The 16,982-nt window shown below is 73.7% G+C and carries 16 protein-coding genes and 1 pseudogene; 9 read left to right on the forward strand and 8 right to left on the reverse strand.

Going from position 1 to position 16,982, the window contains the following annotated elements; translation table 11 throughout:
• Positions 1–7 precede the first annotated feature (7 nt).
• Positions 8–1,345, forward strand: coding sequence for a pitrilysin family protein (locus tag ACGF4F_RS11170; protein ID WP_357439816.1), 1,338 nt, complete (start codon positions 8–10; stop codon positions 1,343–1,345).
• Between the two features lie 40 nt (positions 1,346–1,385).
• Complete coding sequence (nudC, locus tag ACGF4F_RS11175) at positions 1,386–2,330, forward strand: NAD(+) diphosphatase (protein ID WP_357439819.1); 945 nt, start codon at positions 1,386–1,388, stop codon at positions 2,328–2,330.
• A 268-nt stretch (positions 2,331–2,598) separates the two neighbouring features.
• Here nudC and ACGF4F_RS11180 read toward each other — a convergent pair whose 3' ends face one another.
• The 3 genes from ACGF4F_RS11180 to ACGF4F_RS11190 all read right to left on the reverse strand — a co-directional run bounded on the left by ACGF4F_RS11180 (position 2,599) and on the right by ACGF4F_RS11190 (position 4,416).
• Positions 2,599–2,874, reverse strand: a complete 276-nt coding sequence (locus ACGF4F_RS11180) for a hypothetical protein (RefSeq protein ID WP_357439821.1) — start codon at positions 2,872–2,874, stop codon at positions 2,599–2,601.
• A 247-nt stretch (positions 2,875–3,121) separates the two neighbouring features.
• Positions 3,122–3,361, reverse strand: a complete 240-nt coding sequence (locus tag ACGF4F_RS11185) for a DUF397 domain-containing protein (protein ID WP_357439824.1) — start codon at positions 3,359–3,361, stop codon at positions 3,122–3,124.
• A 74-nt stretch (positions 3,362–3,435) separates the two neighbouring features.
• Positions 3,436–4,416: a helix-turn-helix transcriptional regulator gene (locus ACGF4F_RS11190; protein ID WP_357439827.1), complete on the reverse strand. Its 981-nt coding sequence runs from the start codon at positions 4,414–4,416 to the stop codon at positions 3,436–3,438.
• A gap of 224 nt (positions 4,417–4,640) precedes the next feature.
• Between ACGF4F_RS11190 and ACGF4F_RS11195 the strand changes: the two genes are divergently transcribed.
• On the forward strand, positions 4,641–5,918 hold the full coding sequence (locus tag ACGF4F_RS11195; RefSeq protein ID WP_357439830.1) for an MFS transporter: 1,278 nt from the start codon (positions 4,641–4,643) through the stop codon (positions 5,916–5,918).
• An 80-nt stretch (positions 5,919–5,998) separates the two neighbouring features.
• Here the strand turns inward: ACGF4F_RS11195 and ACGF4F_RS11200 are convergent, their stop codons facing one another.
• Positions 5,999–6,241 carry a mycoredoxin gene (locus ACGF4F_RS11200; RefSeq protein ID WP_357439833.1) on the reverse strand — a complete coding sequence of 81 codons (243 nt, stop codon included), beginning with the start codon at positions 6,239–6,241 and terminating at the stop codon, positions 5,999–6,001.
• Positions 6,242–6,330: 89 nt separating this feature from the next.
• On the opposite strand from ACGF4F_RS11200, the gene ACGF4F_RS11205 reads away from it, so the two are divergent.
• The 3 genes from ACGF4F_RS11205 (at position 6,331) to ACGF4F_RS11215 (ending at position 9,368) form a co-directional block, all read left to right on the forward strand.
• Complete coding sequence (locus ACGF4F_RS11205; protein WP_393076897.1) at positions 6,331–8,484, forward strand: ATP-dependent DNA helicase UvrD2; 2,154 nt, start codon at positions 6,331–6,333, stop codon at positions 8,482–8,484.
• A gap of 130 nt (positions 8,485–8,614) precedes the next feature.
• Positions 8,615–8,869: a hypothetical protein gene (locus tag ACGF4F_RS11210; RefSeq protein ID WP_357439837.1), complete on the forward strand. Its 255-nt coding sequence runs from the start codon at positions 8,615–8,617 to the stop codon at positions 8,867–8,869.
• A 133-nt stretch (positions 8,870–9,002) separates the two neighbouring features.
• Complete coding sequence (locus ACGF4F_RS11215; RefSeq protein WP_089005380.1) at positions 9,003–9,368, forward strand: WhiB family transcriptional regulator; 366 nt, start codon at positions 9,003–9,005, stop codon at positions 9,366–9,368.
• A gap of 365 nt (positions 9,369–9,733) precedes the next feature.
• Here ACGF4F_RS11215 and ACGF4F_RS11220 read toward each other — a convergent pair whose 3' ends face one another.
• The 3 genes and pseudogenes from ACGF4F_RS11220 to ACGF4F_RS11230 form a co-directional block, all read right to left on the reverse strand.
• The gene (locus tag ACGF4F_RS11220) at positions 9,734–11,080 is read right to left on the reverse strand and encodes an AarF/ABC1/UbiB kinase family protein (protein WP_357439839.1); all 1,347 of its coding nucleotides are present in this window, start codon (positions 11,078–11,080) and stop codon (positions 9,734–9,736) included.
• Positions 11,081–11,090: 10 nt separating this feature from the next.
• Positions 11,091–12,204 (reverse strand): annotated as a pseudogene (locus tag ACGF4F_RS11225) (TOMM precursor leader peptide-binding protein).
• Between the two features lie 201 nt (positions 12,205–12,405).
• On the reverse strand, positions 12,406–12,573 hold the full coding sequence (locus ACGF4F_RS11230) for a DUF5679 domain-containing protein (RefSeq protein WP_165945332.1): 168 nt from the start codon (positions 12,571–12,573) through the stop codon (positions 12,406–12,408).
• A gap of 525 nt (positions 12,574–13,098) precedes the next feature.
• Here ACGF4F_RS11230 and ACGF4F_RS11235 point away from each other — a divergent pair.
• Positions 13,099–13,629 carry a M48 family metallopeptidase gene (locus ACGF4F_RS11235; protein WP_357439841.1) on the forward strand — a complete coding sequence of 177 codons (531 nt, stop codon included), beginning with the start codon at positions 13,099–13,101 and terminating at the stop codon, positions 13,627–13,629.
• 184 nt (positions 13,630–13,813) lie between these two features.
• Positions 13,814–14,461 carry a hypothetical protein gene (locus ACGF4F_RS11240; protein WP_357439844.1) on the forward strand — a complete coding sequence of 216 codons (648 nt, stop codon included), beginning with the start codon at positions 13,814–13,816 and terminating at the stop codon, positions 14,459–14,461.
• 63 nt (positions 14,462–14,524) lie between these two features.
• Here ACGF4F_RS11240 and ACGF4F_RS11245 read toward each other — a convergent pair whose 3' ends face one another.
• Complete coding sequence (locus tag ACGF4F_RS11245; protein ID WP_357440173.1) at positions 14,525–15,730, reverse strand: zinc-dependent metalloprotease; 1,206 nt, start codon at positions 15,728–15,730, stop codon at positions 14,525–14,527.
• A gap of 184 nt (positions 15,731–15,914) precedes the next feature.
• Between ACGF4F_RS11245 and ACGF4F_RS11250 the strand changes: the two genes are divergently transcribed.
• Positions 15,915–16,928, forward strand: coding sequence for a PDZ domain-containing protein (locus tag ACGF4F_RS11250; protein WP_357439846.1), 1,014 nt, complete (start codon positions 15,915–15,917; stop codon positions 16,926–16,928).
• Positions 16,929–16,982 lie beyond the last annotated feature (54 nt).

Consider the following 16,982-nt stretch of genomic DNA (forward strand, 5'->3'; position numbering starts at 1 on the left):
AAGGCCGGTGACGGCAACCGTGGAGACCGGGACCCGGCCGCTGCCGCCGCTCGGCCCGAACCGCCGGCTCAAGCTGCCGAAGCAGGCCGAGCGCACGCTCGCCAACGGGCTCACCGTGATCGCCGTACGCCGACCCGCGGTCCCGCTGGTCGAGCTGCGGCTCTGGATGCCCGCCGGGCGTACCCACCTGGCCCGGGGCGCGATGCTGGCCCAGACCATCCTCGCCGGCACGGCGACCCTCACCGCGACGCAGATCGCCGCCGAGCTGCAGAAGGTCGGCGGCGGGCTGTCCGCCGGGCTCGACCCGGACCGGCTCATGCTCTCCGGGGCGAGCCTGGTCACCGGCCTGGACCGGATGCTGGAGATCCTCGCCGACGTGCTGACCGGGGCCACCTACCCGGGTGACTGGGTGGAGACCGAGCGGGACCGGCTGGTCGACCGGATCCAGGTCGCCCAGAGCCAACCCGCCCACCTGGCCCGGACCGCGCTGCTCAAGCGGGTCTACGGCAAGCACCCGTACGCGGTCCAGACCCCGGAGCCCGACCAGGTGCGTGCGGTCCGCCCGCCCGCGCTGCGGCGGTTGCACGCGGACCGGGTGCACCCGGCCGGTGCGGTGCTGGTGCTGGTCGGCGACGTGCAGCCGGAGCGGGCCGTGGACGCCGCCGAGCAGGCGCTGTCCGGGTGGAACGGCACCGGGGGCGCCGAGGAGCTGCCGCCGGCCCCGCCGCTGGAGCCCGGCCCGCTGCTGCTGGTCGACCGTCCCGGCTCGGTCCAGTCGTCGCTCCGGATCGCCCTGCCGGCGGTGCCCCGTACCCACCCGGACCACGCCGCGCTGCAACTGGCCAACCTGGTCTTCGGCGGCTACTTCTCCTCCCGCTGGGTGGAGAACATCCGGGAGGACAAGGGCTACACGTACGGGCCGCACTCGCTGGTCGAGCACTCGGTGGCCGGGTCGGTGCTGATCGCCGCCGCCGAGGTGGCCACCGAGGTGACGGCCCCCGCCCTGCTGGAGACCGGGTACGAACTGGGCCGGCTGGCGTCGCTGCCGCCGAAGCCCGAGGAACTGGAGCAGGCCCGCCAGTACGCGCTCGGCACGCTCCAGCTCGGCATGTCCACCCAGGCCGGGCTGGCCTCGCTGACCAGCGCGTACGCCGGCAACGGGCTGCGCCTGGACTTCCTCGCCGAGCACGCCGCCCGGCTCGCCAAGGCGACCGTGGACGACGTGGCGGAGGTGGCGGCGCGCTACCTCGCCCCGGCGAAGGCGGTCACCGTGGTGCTCGGTGACGCGGAGCGGATCGCGGATTCGCTGGCCACGCTCGGGCCGGTGCGGACGGAGTCGGCGTGAGCGAGCGAACCAGTTGGCTCAGCACCGGGGTGTGTCGCGCGTGACCGGCGAGGCCGGCCCGCCGCTGGCCCGGTCCACGCTGGACCGGGCCGCGCACCGGCGTACCGACCCGGACTGGCTCGCCGAGGCGTGGGAGCGGGCCCGGGTGCTGGTGCTGGACTCGGCCGACGGCGGGCGGGCCCTGGTCCGTGGCGCGTCGGCTGCGCCGGAGTTGGTGCTGGTCGGCCCCGCCGAGCTGCCCGACGTGCCCCGGTCGGTGCCGATGTTCCTCGGCGTCGAGCCCGACGGCGTACCGGTCTTCGCGGTGGACGCGCCGCTGCCGGAGCTGCCGGACACCCGGCGGGCCAACCTGCGCGAGGTGGGACACCTCCTGGCTGACCGGGACGCGGGCCTCTTCACCACCGCCCTCGCCCTGCTGAACTGGCACGTCCGGCACGGCTACTCGTCGGTCACCGGGCAGCCGACGCAGGTCGACGAGGCCGGCTGGTCCCGGGTGGACCCGGGTGGCGAGCGGGTCTGGCCGCGTACCGATCCGGCCATGATCGTGCTGGTCCACGACGGCGTGGCCGGCCCGGTGGGGCGATGCCTGCTCGGTAACAACGCCGCCTGGGCACGCACCCCCGGCGAGCGCCGCTTCTCCTGCCTGGCCGGCTACGTCGAGCCCGGGGAGTCGGCCGAGGCCGCCGTGCACCGCGAGGTCCGCGAGGAGGTCGGCGTCGGGGTCGAGGAGATCGCGTACGCGGGCAGCCAGTCCTGGCCGTTCCCGGGCTCGCTGATGCTCGGTTTCCTGGCCCGCGCCGACGCCGACGAGCCGGTCCGGGTGGACCCGGCCGAGATCGCCTACGCGCGCTGGTTCACCCGGCGGGAGATCGGCGCCGCGCTGGCCGGGGAGGCGGTCGACGTCGACGGTCACCGGCTGGCCCTCCCGCCACCCTCCTCCATCGCCCTGTTCCTGATCCACCGCTGGCTCGACGGCCTCTGCTGAGTGGTCGGGCCACCTGACCGACACGGCGGATGGGTCGTCTCCACCTCGCCAACGTGGCGGGTGGGTCACCGCCACCTCGCCGACGTGGCGGGGTTGCGGCCAGCGGGATACCGCCACTTCGCCGACGTGGCGTTGATCACCGGCAGATGCGGTCCCGGCCCGTGACCGTCGTTGCCGCGGCGGTCACGGGCCGGGAACACGGACCGTCGTGGCCGGGTGAGGCAAGGAACGCGGCGGGGGAGCCGGTCCGACCACGACGGACGTCCGGTCAGGTGCTCGTGGTGTCCCATCGGTACGGGTGTGCCGGGGCCGGGTCCTCGATCGGGAGCACCTTCACCCGGTGCCGCCCGGCGCGTACCGCTCCGACGGACGCCAGCGCCCGGGCCAGCAGCAGGGCGGCGTCCCGGTCCTCGGCGTGGACGACCTGGCGGCGCGGCTCCGGCGCGGTGGTCTCGTCCCGCAGCCGGCCACCGTCGGCCCAGGCGGCCGCGATGTCGATGTCGGCGGCGGCTCGGATCTCGGTGCGGACGATCAGAAACCGCATGGGTGTCCCCCGGATACGGATGGACGGATACGCAATGGAACTTCCACGTCACTCATTCGACATGTTACGCCTGGCGGTCGTCCCAGCAAGTGAAACCCGACTGTCGTTCGCGCACGCCGACCGATCGGCTGACCCCAGGTCAGCACGGTTGTCGGGAGGACGGTGACGTCGGCCCGGGGTGACGTGGCCGGGTGGACAGGCGGCGGGGCCGCCGGCGCGACGCCGACGGCCCCTGGTGTTCGGTGGATCAGTTCAACGAGAACTGCCCGTTCTTCGCACCGGCGATGAAGCCCAGCCAGCCGGCCCGGTTGAACAGCAGCACGGGCCCGCTCCGGTCCTTGCTGTCCCGCAGCGCCACCGCCGCCGGCCCGGTACGCAGCGGCGCGACCTCCACGCAGTTCGAGGTCTGGCTCCGGGTGCTCTTGCGCCAGGGGGCGCCGACGAGCTGCGGCGCGAGGTCGGACGAGTTGTTGCGGATCTCGTTCATGGTTCTGCTCCTGGTCTGGAGTGCTCCGATGGGGACGAGTGGCGCCGCAGGCCGGACGGCGAGGTCCCCGTGGATCACCGGTCCGTCGCCAGGCGCCCCGGGTCGCGGCGGCGTTGGGCCGGCGCCGTTGCCGGCCCGAACGCCACTGTGGACTCGGCCGCCGTATCGGTCAGCCGTCCCGTCGCCTCGATGAGCCAGGAGAGGGTGTCCGATGCGGAGAGCGCCGCCGAGCATAGCCACTCGAACACCACTTTATAGCGATTTAGGGTGTTTACCTCGGTCGACATGACGTCGGTGAACCCACCTTCGATGGCCAACGTCTCCGGATCGAGCGGATCGGCGAACCGGTAGACCGAGAAGGCAGTCGGTGGGAGATACCAGTCGCCGACCCGGGTGTCGCGGAGCAGCAGACGCAGCGTCACGTTCGGCAGCATGGCCAGCTCGCAGAGGTGGACGATCTGCTCGTGCAGCACCTCGGGTGGGCCGGCCCGGCGGCCGAGGGCGGCCTCCTCCAGCACGGCGGTGTAGCGGGGCGCGTCGGGGGAGCGGGTCAGCAGCGACTGGCGGGCCTGCCGGGCGCGTACCTCGGTGTCCGGGTCCTCGGTGTCCGGGTCGCCGGCCTCCGCCGCCACCTGGGTCGCCGAGAGGATCCGGTGCCGGGCGTACCCCGGGGTCTGCAGCAGCCCGGGCACCAGCACCGGGTTGTACTCGGAGATCTCCGCGCAGCCCGCCTCCAGCTCGGCGAAGCCGCGCTGCTGCTGGGTCATCACCGGGAAGTTCCGCAGCCAGCCGCGCATGTCGCCGGCCTCGTGGGTGATCCCCAGCAGTTCCTCGCGCAGCTCGTCGTCGGCGCCGTAGAGGGCCAGCAGGATGTCGACGTCGTCCGGGTCGGGGCGGCTGCGCCCGTTCTCCAGACGGGACAGCTTGGACGCGGAGGCCCAGCCGATCCGCTCGATGACCTGGTCTCCGGTGAGGCCGGCCTGCTCACGCAGCCGGCGCAACTCGGTGCCGAGCCTGCGACGGCGCAGGATCGGGCCTGGTGCGGCAGGAGGCACGGTGCCCTCTTTCCGTCGACCGTCGCGGGCGCGACGGTAACTGTATGGAATTCGCCCCCCACGGTCAGTATGGACGCCGCGGCCGGTGCCGGAGGTCCCGGCGAGGGCGTGTCTCGAGACAAAAAGAGGACCGTGGAGGTGGTCCGACCGGCCCGGACGAGGACGTCCAAGGCCCGGCACCCGCCCCGTCGCGCCTTCGGGCGCACCCCCGCCGGAGGAACCTGATGCGCACCGTCCTGGGCCGCCCCGACTTCCGCCTGCTCTTCGTCGCCGTGCTGGCCAGCATGGCGGCCGAGTCGATCCTGCTGCTGGCCCTCGCCGTCTGGGTGAAGGACCTGACCGGCTCGGACGGCATGGCCGGCGCGACCATCTTCGCGATCATCGCCCCGATGACGCTGGCGCCGCTGGTCGGCTGGTTCGTCGACCGGTACCGTCGCCGGCCCTTCTTCGTGGCCGCCAACCTGGGCGCGGCGGTGCTGCTCAGCCCGCTCTTCGCGGTCCGGGGCCGGGCCGACGTGTGGGTCATCTACGTGGTGGCGGCGCTCTACGGCCTGTCGTACATCACGTTGACCGCGGTGCTGAGCGGGCTGATCCGGCACCTCGTGCCGAGCGAACTGCTGGCCGACGCGAACGCGGTGCTGCAGACCGTCCGGCAGGGCCTTCGGCTGGTCGGTCCGCTGGCCGGGGCCGGGCTGTACGCCGCGGTCGGCGGCTGGCTGCTGGCCGCGCTCGCCATGGCCGGCTTCCTGACCGCCGCAGCCGTCGTCGGCCTGCTCCGGGTCACCGAGGCCCCGCCCTCCGGGGCCGACCTGCGTTGGCCGGCCGAACTGGGTGCCGGGCTGCGACACCTGGCCGGCGAGCCGGCGCTGCGCCGGGCCCTGCTCGGCTACGGGCTGGGTTCGCTGGTGATGGGCTTCACCGAGTCGCTGATCTTCGCGTACGTGGACCAGGGGCTGCGCCGGGAGGTCGCCTTCGTCGGCGTGCTCGTCACCGTGCAGGGGGTCGGCGGGCTGGTCGGCGCGCTCCTCTCGGCGACCGTGGTACGTCGGACCGGCGAGGTGGGGGCCCTCGCCGCCGGGGTGACCCTCTTCGGGCCGGCCGCGCTGGCGCTGGCGTACCCCCGGCTCTGGCTGGGCGTGGTGGCGCTGCTGCTGGCCGGGTTGTCGCTGCCGCTGACCATGGTCGGGCTCAACACGCTGGTCCAGCGGCGTACCCCGCCGGCCCTGCTCGGCCGGGTCGCCGCCGCCTCGGAGGCGCTGGTCAGCGGCCCGCAGGCGGTCTCCATCGGGGCCGGTGCGCTGCTCGTCGGCGTCCTCGACTACCGCCTGCTCTTCGCCCTGGTCGGGATGATCACCATGGCCGCCGGCGCCTACCTCTGGCGCGCCCGCCACCTCAGCCCACCCCCGCCGTCTGCGCCCGCCCGCATCCCTGCCCCGCGCCGCCCGCCGCCGTCCGTCGATCATGAGGTTGCCGTGGCGACACGCCGATCCCGAGACCGCTAACCTCATGATCATCGACGGCTGGCGCGGACGCGGAAGAGCGGCCGGCCCGGGTGGGCGGCCGCTCTTTCCGGGCGGGTGGGTCAGGCGGAGATGGTGGCGAGGTGCTGCTTGACCTGGGTGATGGAGGGGTTGGTGAGCGCGCTGCCGTCGGCGAAGCGCAGGGTCGGGACGGTCTGGTTGCCGCCGTTGACGCCCATCACGAACTCGGCGGCCTTCGCGTCCTGCTCGATGTCGACCACCTCGTACGCGATGCCCTCCCGGTCGAGCTGCGACTTCAGCCGGTGGCAGTAGCCGCACCACGGGGTGGAATACATCGTCAACATGGTCAACTCCTCCAAGGGGTGGCGCGCCCGGTCCAGTCAGGCCAGGCTAATCGCTGCAACATCGCCGGGGGCTGAGATGATTCCTGGCTGTGGCGGTTCACTCAACGGCGGAACGGGTGCTGGCCGGGCTGGATCCGGAGCAGCGGGCCGCGGTGACCGCCCCGGCCGGCCCGGTCTGCATCCTGGCCGGCGCAGGCACCGGCAAGACCCGCGCAGTGACCTCCCGGATCGCGCACCGCGCGCTCACCGGTGACATCGCCGCCCGGCACGTGCTGGCGGTCACCTTCACCGCCCGCGCCGCCGCCGAGATGCGCAGCCGTCTCGCCGTCCTCGGGGTGCCGGGCGTCCAGGCACGCACCTTCCACGCGGCGGCCCTGCGCCAGGTCCGCTACTTCGCCCCCCGGCTGCTCGAGGGGCGCGCCATGCCGGAGCTGATGGAGAGCAAGGTCCGGGTGGTCACCCTGGCCGCCGCCAAGGTCGGCCTGCGCGCCGACCGGACCGCCGCCCGCGACCTCGCCGGCGAGATCGAGTGGGCCAAGTCGTCGCTGGTCGAGCCGGGCGAGTACGTGGTGGCCGCGGCCAAGGCGCTGCGCGAGACCGCGTACGAGCCGGCGAAGGTGGCCGAGGTCTTCGCCGCGTACGAGCGGCTCAAGCGCGGCACCGGGGTGATCGACTTCGAGGACCTGCTGCGCGCCGCCGTCTGGGGGATCGAGGAGCACGCCGACGTCGCCGAGCAGGTCCGCGGCCAGTACCGGCACTTCGTCGTCGACGAGTACCAGGACGTGAACCCGCTCCAGCAACGGCTGCTCGAGGCGTGGCTCGGCGGCCGGGACGACCTCACCGTGGTCGGCGACGCCAGCCAGACCATCTACTCGTTCACCGGGGCGACCTCGTCGTACCTGGTCGACTTCCCGCGCCTCCACCGGACCGCCACGGTGGTCCGGCTGGTCCGCGACTACCGTTCCACTCCGCAGGTAGTCGGGCTGGCCAACGCGGTGATCTCGCAAGCCCGGGGCACCGAGGCCCGGCTGCGGCTGGAACTGCACGGCCAGCGCCCGCCGGGCCCCGAACCCGACTTGCGGATCTTCACGGACGAGCCGGCCGAGGCCAACGCGGTCGCCGCCCGCTGCCGGGCGCTGATCGCCGGCGGCACTCCGGCCCGGGAGATCGCGGTGCTGTTCCGCACCAACGCGCAGTCCGAGGCGTACGAGAAGGCGCTCACCGAGGCGCAGGTGCCGTACGTGGTGCAGGGGGCCGAGCGGTTCTTCGAGCGGCCCGAGGTCCGGCAGGCGATGGTGGCGCTGCGCGCCGCCACCCGGTCGATCCCGGGGGAGACCCCGCTGCCGGCGGCCGTGGTGGAAGGGCTCGCCGCGGTGGGCTGGGCGCCCGACGCACCCCCGGCCGGCGGTGCCGCGCGTGAGCGGTGGGAGGCGCTCGCCGCCCTGGTCCAGCTCGCCGAAGAGTACGCGGCGACCCCCGAGGTGGTGCCGGTCGGCGAGGCCGCCGCCATCGAGCGCCCGGTGACCCTGGCCGATTTCACCGAGGAACTGGCCCGACGGTCGGCCCAGCAGCACGTACCCACCGTGGAGGGGGTGACGCTCGCCTCCCTGCACTCCGCCAAGGGGCTGGAGTGGGACGCGGTCTTCCTGGTCGGGCTCGCCGAGGGCACCCTCCCCACCACGTACGCGAAGACCCCGGAGCAGGTCGAGGAGGAGCGGCGGCTGCTCTACGTCGGGATCACCCGGGCCCGGGAGTGGCTCTGGTTGTCGTACGCCGCGGCTCGCTCGCCGGGCGGTCGGGCCCGGCGGCCCTGCCGGTTCCTGCCGCAGCTCGACCGCTCGGGGGGCACCGAGCGGGCCGGCGCCGGCGCGGCCCGGCGCACCGAGCGGCGGCGCGCCCAGGTGGTCTCCTGCCGGATCTGCGGTGCCACCCTGCTCGCCGGGGCGGACCGCAAGCTGGGCCGCTGCCCCACCTGCCCGTCCGACCTCGACCAGGAACTGTACGAGCGGCTGCGCGAGTGGCGGCAGCGGGTGGCCGAGGCGCAGAAGGTGCCGGCGTACGTCGTCTTCACCGACGCCACGCTCACCGCGCTGGCCGAGCGGAGGCCGGGACGCAGCGAGGAACTGATCGCGATCGCCGGGATCGGCCCCCGCAAACTGGGACTTTACGGCGATACGGTGCTGGCCCTGGTGGGGGGCGCGGCGGTGGACGATGTCTGCCCGCAGAAAAGTTTCGAAATCTAGCCGTAAATCGTTTGCCCTCGCCCCGAGGCGAGGAATAGCCTCAGGACACACCTCGCGAGCGGCGCCATTCCGGCTGCTCACGGGGGGCGAGTCCATAGTCGGCACGAGGAAAGTCAGGGAGGTGGCATCAATGGAGACCTACATCTACGAGCGTCCGCTGGCGATGCCAGTTGCCTGCGCTCCGCTGTCGGCTGTCCGGGTGGCCCTTGCCGCTCGACCGTCGGTCCCGCAGGTGCACCAGGTCCAGGTTCAGGCCGAGCTGAACCTGACCGTTGCGCCGCTGGCGGGGATCGAGGGGACCAGTGGCTTCACGGGCATGGGCATCGATGGCGCCAAGAAGCGCACGGATGTCCGCGGTGTTCCACCTCGAGGTAGACCGGTCTGATCCATCAGACCACCGGCTCACCTCGAGGCCGCGGAACCCGCACAAGGGATCCGCGGCCTCAGTGTTTTTGCACCGCCGAAGTACGTCGGAAATGCGATCCACGAGATCGAAGTGAGAGAGAGGTGACCGGAGGATGAGTCTGGCGTTGGCCCCGCTCGACGTGAGCGTCGAGGTGGAGGCGAACCTGCCCTGCCGGAAGTTCGACCCCGACCTGTGGTTCTCCGACTCGCCCACCGAGCTCGAGCTGGCCAAGTCGCTCTGCGGGGACTGCCCGCTGCGCGTCGAGTGCCTGGCCGGTGCGGTGGAGCGGGCCGAGCCCTGGGGCGTCTGGGGCGGCGAGATCTTCGAGCGTGGCGCGGTCGTCCCGCGTAAGCGGCCCCGTGGCCGTCCGCGCAAGGAGGACCTCGCCCGCGACGCGCAGCTCCGGGTCGAGGCCGAGGCGCGACTGGCGGCCAGTGGGCTGTCCGAGTCGCGTAACGCGGTCCGGCTGGCGGCCTGACACACCCCGTTCCATACGTCCCGCCGGTGAGCCCACCGGCCGCGAGAAAGACGAAACCGATGCTGCACCTGCCGAACGGAACCGAGATGCAACTACTTCACGAAGCGTTGTCCCGGGCTCGAATGCCCCGGCCTCAGGCCGGTCGCACCACCACGAGCACTGAGGCAGCCCGTTCCGCCCGTACCGTCGCGATGAAGAGCCGGCGCCAGTCGGCTCGTGACCTGGGCGTTCTCTAGATCCCTACCCACCTGCACGGGGGCGGCGGCCGGATGGCCGCCGCCCCCGTGGCGTGCCTGTGGACGGCCGCCGCGCTCGGCCCACCGAGGTGGCACAGGCGGGGCCGCGCCTGCGGGCGGCCGCCGCGCTCAGCCCACCGGGGCGAAGCCGGGCAGCCAGCGCTCCAGGATCGCCCGGTAGGGCGCCTTCGCCTCCAACTGGCAGAGCACCCCGATCGAGCCCAGCGTGACCCGGTGGATCATCAGGTACGACGGGGGCAGGTTGAGCTGGCGACTGAGCTGGTAGGCCGGCGAGCGGGGGTTGGCCAGGCGGGCCGCCTCGGACCGCAGCCAGGCCCGGGTGAACCGGAACTCCTCGGCGGCGATCGGCTCCAGCATCGGGCGGAGGAAGTCGAGCACCTCCTCGGCGTCGATCGGCTCGGTCGGGCTGACGAAGCCCTCCTTCCGCAGCCCGGCCACCACCGCCTCGGCGTCGCCGCGCAGCGCCAGCGCGGCGATCCGGCCGATCGGCTCGGGGGTGCCGTCCGGCATCCGGGCCACCGCGCCGAAGTCGATCACGCCGAGCCGGCCGTCCGGGAGCAGCCGGAAGTTGCCCGGGTGCGGGTCGGCGTGCAGCAGCCCGGCCCGCATCGGCGCGGACAGGTGCAGCTCGGCCATCAGCCGCCCCGCCTCGTCGCGCTGCTCCTCGGTGCCCTCCCGGATGATCGCCGCCAGTGGCGTGCCCTCGATCCACTCGGTGATCAGCACCCGGGGTGAGGCGTCCAGCACCCCGGGGATGTAGATGTCCGGATCGTCGGCGTACGCCGCGGCGAAGGCGCGCTGCGACTCGGCCTCCAGCTCGTAGTCCAGCTCCTCGGTGATCCGCTCCCGCAGCTCGACCAGGAGCGGCTTGACGTCCAGCCCCGGCTGGATCGCGCGGAACATGCCGCCCAGCCGGGAGAGCTGCTTCAGGTCGGCGAGCAGGGCGTCGCCGGCGCCCGGGTACTGGATCTTCACGGCCACGTCCCGGTGGTTCGGGGCGCCGTTCGGGCCGTATCCCGGGTCCCGCCAGACCGCGCGGTGCACCTGGCCGATGCTGGCCGCGGCGGCCGGGGTGTCGTTGAATTCCACGAACCGCTCCCGCCAGCCCGGGCCGAGCTGCTCGGCGAGCACCTTGTGCACGGTGGCCGCGGGGAGCGGCGGGGCGGCCTCCTGGAGCTTTGTGAGCGCCTGCCGGTAGGGGCCGGCGATCTCCTCCGGCAGCGCCGCCTCGAAGACCGACAGGGCCTGGCCGAACTTCATCGCCCCGCCCTTGAGCTGCCCGAGCACGCTGAACAGCTGCTCGGCGGTGCGTTGCTGGATCTCGGCGGAGATGACCTCGGACGCGAGCCCGGTGACTCGCTTGCCCATGCCGAGGACGGTCCGGCCGGCGAAGCCGAGTGGCAGGGCGGCGAGCTTGGCGGTCCGGGACACGGCCCGGCGCGGGATGTCGGTCACCCGGTCATTGTTACCGACTCGACGGGCCTGCTGCTGCTACGAAGCCGGTACCGGTGGGGCTGACCCGGATTGGGCGACGCCCGGAACAGCCGCAGGACGGGTGCGGCGGCCACTGGCGGCGGCGGAACCGGCCGGCTCCGGCGATCTCGACGGCGCAGCCGAGGGTCTCCGGGGTGCCGCCGTCGAGGTGGGCCAGCGCCTCCGCGGCCGCGTACGCCACCGCCGCGAGCCGGGTGGTGGCGGCGCAGGCCCGTTCGGTGCCGTCGGCGGCGAGCTGGGCGGCGAGCGTGGGCCAGTCCGGGTCGCGGTCCACCCGGTGCAGGTCGAGGCAGTTCAGGCAGGGACCCGCCGGCGGGCGCACCAGCGGGCCGACCACCGGCACCCCGCCGCGCAGATCGACCAGGAGGTGGGGCTGGCGGCGCTGAGCGTACCCGGTGGCCAGCACGGACGCCGGCCGGTCCGTGCCGAGCTGGACCACCAGGTCGACGCGGCCCCGGCGGAGCGGCCCGGTCTCCGTGCCCCGGGGCGGACCGGCCCAGCGCCGCGCGGACCGTCGCGGCCAGCGGTCGGCCCACCTCCGCGGCGGCCAGGCCCGTCCCGACCAGATCGCCCGGACGGACCGGGCCGGGCAACTCGGGTACGACGTGCCCGACGCCGGCCTGCGCCAGCGCGACTGCGATCGCGGCGCCGAGCCGGCCGGCGCCGGTGACCAGCACGCGCGCCGCCCGGCGGCGGCGCAGCACCTGGGCCGGGGTGCCGGGCAGTGCGGACGTGGCCAGCGCCAGGGCGTCGGCCTCGCTGGCGAGCCGGGCCCGGGCCGGACCGGCAAGGTCCCGGGGGAGCAGGCTCTGCGCCGCTACGACGAGACCGGCGGCCCGGAGCGTGTCGAGCAGGACGCGCGCCTCGTCCGGCGCGACCCGCGCGGTGGCCGCGTACGCGAGGACGGCACGTTCGCTCCGGGTGCCGTCCAGCAGGTCGAGCAGGCGGGCGGCGCGGGGGTTCGCCACCTCCAGCAGGACGGCCCGGCCGGGCTCGACCCCGAGCTGGAGGGTGTGCCGGTCCCGCCAGAGGCGGGCCAGCCCCGGCAGGAGGGTCGGGCGGGCGAGGGGCGTCGGATCGGCCATGCCACGAATCGTGACCGTGTCCGCGCGTTCCGTCGATCGTTGTCCACAGGTGCGCCGGGCTGTGGCCAGGGCTGTCCACAGAAAAAGCCGGCTTTTCCACAACCGGGCGGTAACCGGTGTCACGCAGCCGACAGTAGGGGCCGAACGGACGCGGGGAGGCGTGGCCGGCCGGCCACCCCTCCCCGCGTTGATCCGTACCGGTCAGACCTTGGCCTTGCCCAGGATGCGGTTCACTGTTGTGCCGCACACCGGGCACTTGCCCTTGGCCATGTTCATGCCGGTCTTGGAGACCTCGATACGCCCCTCGAAGTCCCGCTTCTCCTTGCACTTGACGCAGTAACCGTTGTAGGTCTGGGCCTGGTCGGCCACGGTAGCCCCTCCTCGTCTCGTCCGCCGGACACGCCGTCCCGGCGGGTTCCCCGGCGGCGGGCCACGCGGGGCACCGGCGCTGGGTCGTTCTCTGCGGCCACGCTCATGACCGCTGGTTGGCGGACCCTACCCAGGTCTGGGCGGTTCCATGTCAGCTCAGCATCGACACTGTGAGCTAGTCGACGTCGAGAGTGTGCATGCCGAGTCACGTCCGATAAGTCAGTTCCGCAGGGACACGCCGGGCGAATGCCCTCAGATCACCCTTGGGGCCGCCCCCGCGCGACGCCCGTCCGTAGATCACTTAACGTGTGCGGGGGCGGGCAGGTGACGGGCGTGGCCCGGCCCGGGTCGCCACGAAGGGTGACCGAGGACCCTTGTCGGGCTGCCGCAAAGATTTTTTTTGGGACTCCTGCCGACCAACCACCATTTTCCGGACGCGTGTCGTCGTGTTGACTCTTGCGGACCCCTGGTCAGTACGCATTAGCTTGCTGTCGTGACAGTCATCCGAGGCTGCGCGGACCGGTAATGGCCGGGACGCGGAAGCCCGTCGTCGAGGTACGGCGCAGTCAGCGCCGGCGACGTACGGTGTCCGCGTACCGGGACGGCGAACGGGTCGTGGTGCTCATCCCCGATCAGTTCTCCCGCGCCGAGGAGAGCGAGTGGGTCGACCGGATGCTGGCCCGGCTCGCCGCGCGCGAGGGCCGGCTCGCCCGCTCCGACGCCGAGCTGCTCGCCCGGGCCACCCGGCTGATCAACCTCTACCTGCCCGAGCACGGTGCCGCGGCGGCACCGGCCAGCGTCCGCTGGGTCACCAACCAGAACGGCCGCTGGGGCTCCTGCACCCCCGCCGACCGCACCATCCGGATCTCCCACCGGATCCAGGACATGCCCGACTGGGTGATCGACTACGTGCTGCTGCACGAGCTGGCGCACCTGATCGTGCCCAGTCACAACGCCGATTTCTGGGCCCTGGTGGGGCGGTACCCGAAGACCGAGCGGGCCCGGGGCTACCTGGAGGGCGTGGCCGCCACCGCCGGCGTCCCCCTCACCGACTGATTCCCGAGGTCGCCCCGGCGAGCGCACCCGCGGTCGGCCTCCCGCCCGGCGACCTGGAGTGCGGTGGCTCCGAGCCGCGGCCGGCGCGACCGCGCGGGCCGAAGCGCGCTCGTCGCGTCGTGACCCGCTCGACCGGGCGCTGGCCGGGCCCGCCGCGGCTCGGGCGGAGGGCTAGGGTCGGAGCGTGGCTCGACGTGTGGTGGTGGCGTTGCTCGCGCCGGTGGGCTGGACGCCGCCAGGGATCGACCCGACCCGCTGGCGTACGGCGCTCGCCGAGGACGTGGTGGACCTGCTCGCCACCCTCAACGAGGTGGAGACCGCGGTGGCTGTGACGCCCGCGGACCGGTGGCTGGCCGACGCCGTGGTGTGGCCCGGCACCGCCGTCCACGAGGTGCCGGAACCCACCGTCAACGCGGTGTTCGCCGCGCTGGCCGGCACCGACCGGCCCACCGCCGCCGATGCCGGGCGGGCCGGCGCCGGGTACGACCAGGCGGCCGTGGTGGCCGCCGACGCGCCCGACGTGCCCGGGCTCACCCTCGGCAAGCTGCTGCGGCCCCTCTCCAGCCGGCCGGTGGCCGTGGCCCCGGTGGAGGGGAGCGGCCCCGGCCTGCTCGGCGTGGCCGCCCGGCTGCCCGTACCGGCATGGCTGCCGGCGGTCGACCTGGCGACGGCCGCGCCGGCCGAGGTGCGCGCCGCCGCCCCGCGCCCGGGGGACGTGGCCGTCACCGCCGGCTGGCGCCGGCTGCGCGGCCCGGCCGACCTGGCCAGCCTCGACCCGGCCTTTGAGGGCTGGGAGGCCACCCGCGCCCTGCTCTCCGGCCAGCCCGGCTGACCCCCCGGACGAGCAAGATCCGCACAACTTCGGTGAAGTTGTGCGGATCTTGGCGGTGTGCGGTCAGGAGGACTTGTCGTCGCCCTCGGCAGGGGGCTGCTCCTCGGGAGCGCCAGGGGCGGTGAAGTCGAAGCTGGCCAACTCCTCGTCCAGGTCGCTGCTGGTCGCGGCGAACGCCTCCGGGTTGGCGAAGTCGTCGTCGGAGGGGAGCAGGTCGGGGTGACCCCAGACCGCGTCCCGGCCGGCGATGCCCCGCTGCTCGGTGAGCGCCGCCCAGAGCACGGTGGCCTCGCGCAGCCGGCGGGGGCGCAGCTCCAGGCCGACCAGGGCGGCGAAGGTCTGCTCGGCCGGCCCGCCCGCGGCCCGGCGCCGGCGGAACGCCTCGCCGAGGCGTACGACGTTGGGCAGCCGCTCGCCGGCGGCGGTGTCGACCACGTGGCACACCCAGCCCTCGACCAGGGCGAGCACGGTCTCCAGCCGGGCCAGGGACGCCTTCTGCGCCGGAGTGTCCTCCGGGGTGAAGATGCCCTCCAGGGCAATCGCCTGCATCGACTCCGGGTCGGTCGGGTCGACCCGACCCATCGCCTCCTCGATGGCCTCCCGGTTGACCCGGATGCCCGCGGCGTAGTTCTCCACCGCGGTGAGCACGTGCCCGCGCAGCCACGGCACGTGCTGGAAGAGCCGCTGGTGGGCGGCCTCGCGCAGGGCGACGTAGAGGCGTACCTCGTCCTCGGGCAGCTCCAGGCCCTCGCCGTACGCCCGGATGTTGGCCGGGATGAGCGCGGCGGTGCCGGCCGGGCCGAGCGGCAGGCCGATGTCGCCGGCGGAGAGCACCTCAGCGGCGAGCGAGCCGAGCGCCTGGCCGAGCTGGCCGCCGAAGAGCGCGCCACCCAGCGTGGCGACCATCGACTGCATCGGGCCCAGCTGGGCCCGCGCCTCCGGCGGCACCAGGTCACCCATCGCGCCGACCATCCGGCTGGCCACCGGGTCGCAGAGCTTGCGCCAGACGTCCAGGGTCTTGTAGATCCACTCGTTGCGGTTCCAGGCGACCGACGCCCGGATGCCGGAGGGCCACGAGGTGGCCGGCTCCAGCCAGAGGTCGGCGATGCGCAGCGCCTCCTCCACCGCGTTGCGTTCGAACGGCGAGACCGCCGGGTCGCCGGTGGCGGCGAGCTGGCTCGCGGCCACCTGCCGGGCGAGGTCCCAGTTGACCGGTCCGCTGCCCGGCGCCGACAGCAGGTGCTGCAACTGCGCCATGAACTGCTGCATCTGCGCGGGATCGTTGGGGTCTGGTGGTTGCCCACCCGGGAGCGCGAATCCGAACGGAATATCAGGCACGAGGTCTACGGTACGCGTGCCTTGCCGCAGGTCGCGCCCGCTGGCGTTGCGCTGAGGGCGAAGTCCGTTGGTCGCTGCGCCGGACGCCCGCGCCCGGATCGGTACGCTCTGCCGCATGAGACGTCGCGGCGTGACCGTACTCCTCGGTGCACTGCTCACCGCCCTGCTCAGCGTCGGGGTGCTGAGCGTGCCCATCCCGTACGTGGTGCTCGGTCCCGGCCCGACGGTCAACACCCTCGGCGCCGAGGACGGCAAGGAGATCATCCAGGTCACCGGGCGGCCGACGTCCACCTCCGCCGGGCAGTTGCGGCTCACCACGGTCGGGGTGCAGCCCACCGTCCGGCTCCGTTCGGCGTTGGCCGGCTGGTTCTCCAGGGACGAGGCGGTGGTGCCGCGCGAGCTGGTCTATCCGCCGGGCGAGTCGCAGCAGGAGATCGAGAAGCGCAACGTGGAGGACTTCCAGAACTCGCAGACCAGCGCCGAGACGGCGGCCCTGCGCAAGCTGGGCTACCCGATCGAGGTGCTGGTGAAGGGGGTCACGGCCGGTGGGCCGTCGGTCGGCGTGCTCCGGCCCGGCGACGTGCTCACCTCGGTCGACGGCCAGCAGGTGACCAGCGCGGCCAAGCTCACCGAGCTGATCCGGGCCAAGCCGGCCGGCAGCGCGCTGAAGATCGGGTACGTTCGCGACGGGGTGACCGCCACCGCCGCGGTGACCAGCCGGGAGCAGGACGGCCGGCCGCGGATCGGCATCGAGATCGACCAGCAGCAGCCGCACCCGTTCACCCTCAAGATCGACCTCGCGGACATCGGCGGCCCGAGCGCCGGGCTGATGTTCGCCCTGGGCATCGTGGACAAGCTGGAGCCGGCGGACCTGACCGGCGGGAAGATCATCGCCGGCACCGGCACCATCGACGACGAGGGCCGGGTCGGTCCGATCGGCGGCATCGCGCAGAAGCTGGTCGGCGCCAAGGAGGCCGGTGCGAAGGTCTTCCTGGTGCCCGCCGACAACTGCGCGGAGGCGGTCCGCAACCCGCAGCCCGACCTGCCGCTGCTCCGGGTGGCGTCGCTCGACGACGCGCTGAAGGCGCTGGAGACGCTCCGCGCTGGAGGGCAGCCGACCCGCTGCTGACCCGGCTCCGGCGGCCCGCGCGGGGATCGTGGCGTGACCTTGACCCGACGTATT

Origin of the sequence: Micromonospora sp. NPDC047740 (genome assembly GCF_043204735.1) — a bacterium.
Classification (GTDB): Bacteria; Actinomycetota; Actinomycetes; order Mycobacteriales; family Micromonosporaceae; genus Micromonospora.

What these genes read in the sequence shown, in the direction of transcription:
- ACGF4F_RS11180 (WP_357439821.1), bottom strand. Translation starts at nt 2,874, where the DNA reads ATGCGGTTTCTGATCGTCCGCACCGAGATCCGAGCCGCCGCCGACATC.
- ACGF4F_RS11185 (WP_357439824.1), bottom strand. Translation starts at nt 3,361, where the DNA reads ATGAACGAGATCCGCAACAACTCGTCCGACCTCGCGCCGCAGCTCGTC.
- ACGF4F_RS11195 (WP_357439830.1), top strand. Translation starts at nt 4,641, where the DNA reads ATGCGCACCGTCCTGGGCCGCCCCGACTTCCGCCTGCTCTTCGTCGCC.
- ACGF4F_RS11200 (WP_357439833.1), bottom strand. Translation starts at nt 6,241, where the DNA reads ATGTTGACGATGTATTCCACCCCGTGGTGCGGCTACTGCCACCGGCTG.
- ACGF4F_RS11210 (WP_357439837.1), top strand. Translation starts at nt 8,615, where the DNA reads ATGGAGACCTACATCTACGAGCGTCCGCTGGCGATGCCAGTTGCCTGC.
- ACGF4F_RS11215 (WP_089005380.1), top strand. Translation starts at nt 9,003, where the DNA reads ATGAGTCTGGCGTTGGCCCCGCTCGACGTGAGCGTCGAGGTGGAGGCG.
- ACGF4F_RS11235 (WP_357439841.1), top strand. Translation starts at nt 13,099, where the DNA reads ATGGCCGGGACGCGGAAGCCCGTCGTCGAGGTACGGCGCAGTCAGCGC.
- ACGF4F_RS11245 (WP_357440173.1), bottom strand. Translation starts at nt 15,730, where the DNA reads ATGCAGCAGTTCATGGCGCAGTTGCAGCACCTGCTGTCGGCGCCGGGC.
- ACGF4F_RS11250 (WP_357439846.1), top strand. Translation starts at nt 15,915, where the DNA reads ATGAGACGTCGCGGCGTGACCGTACTCCTCGGTGCACTGCTCACCGCC.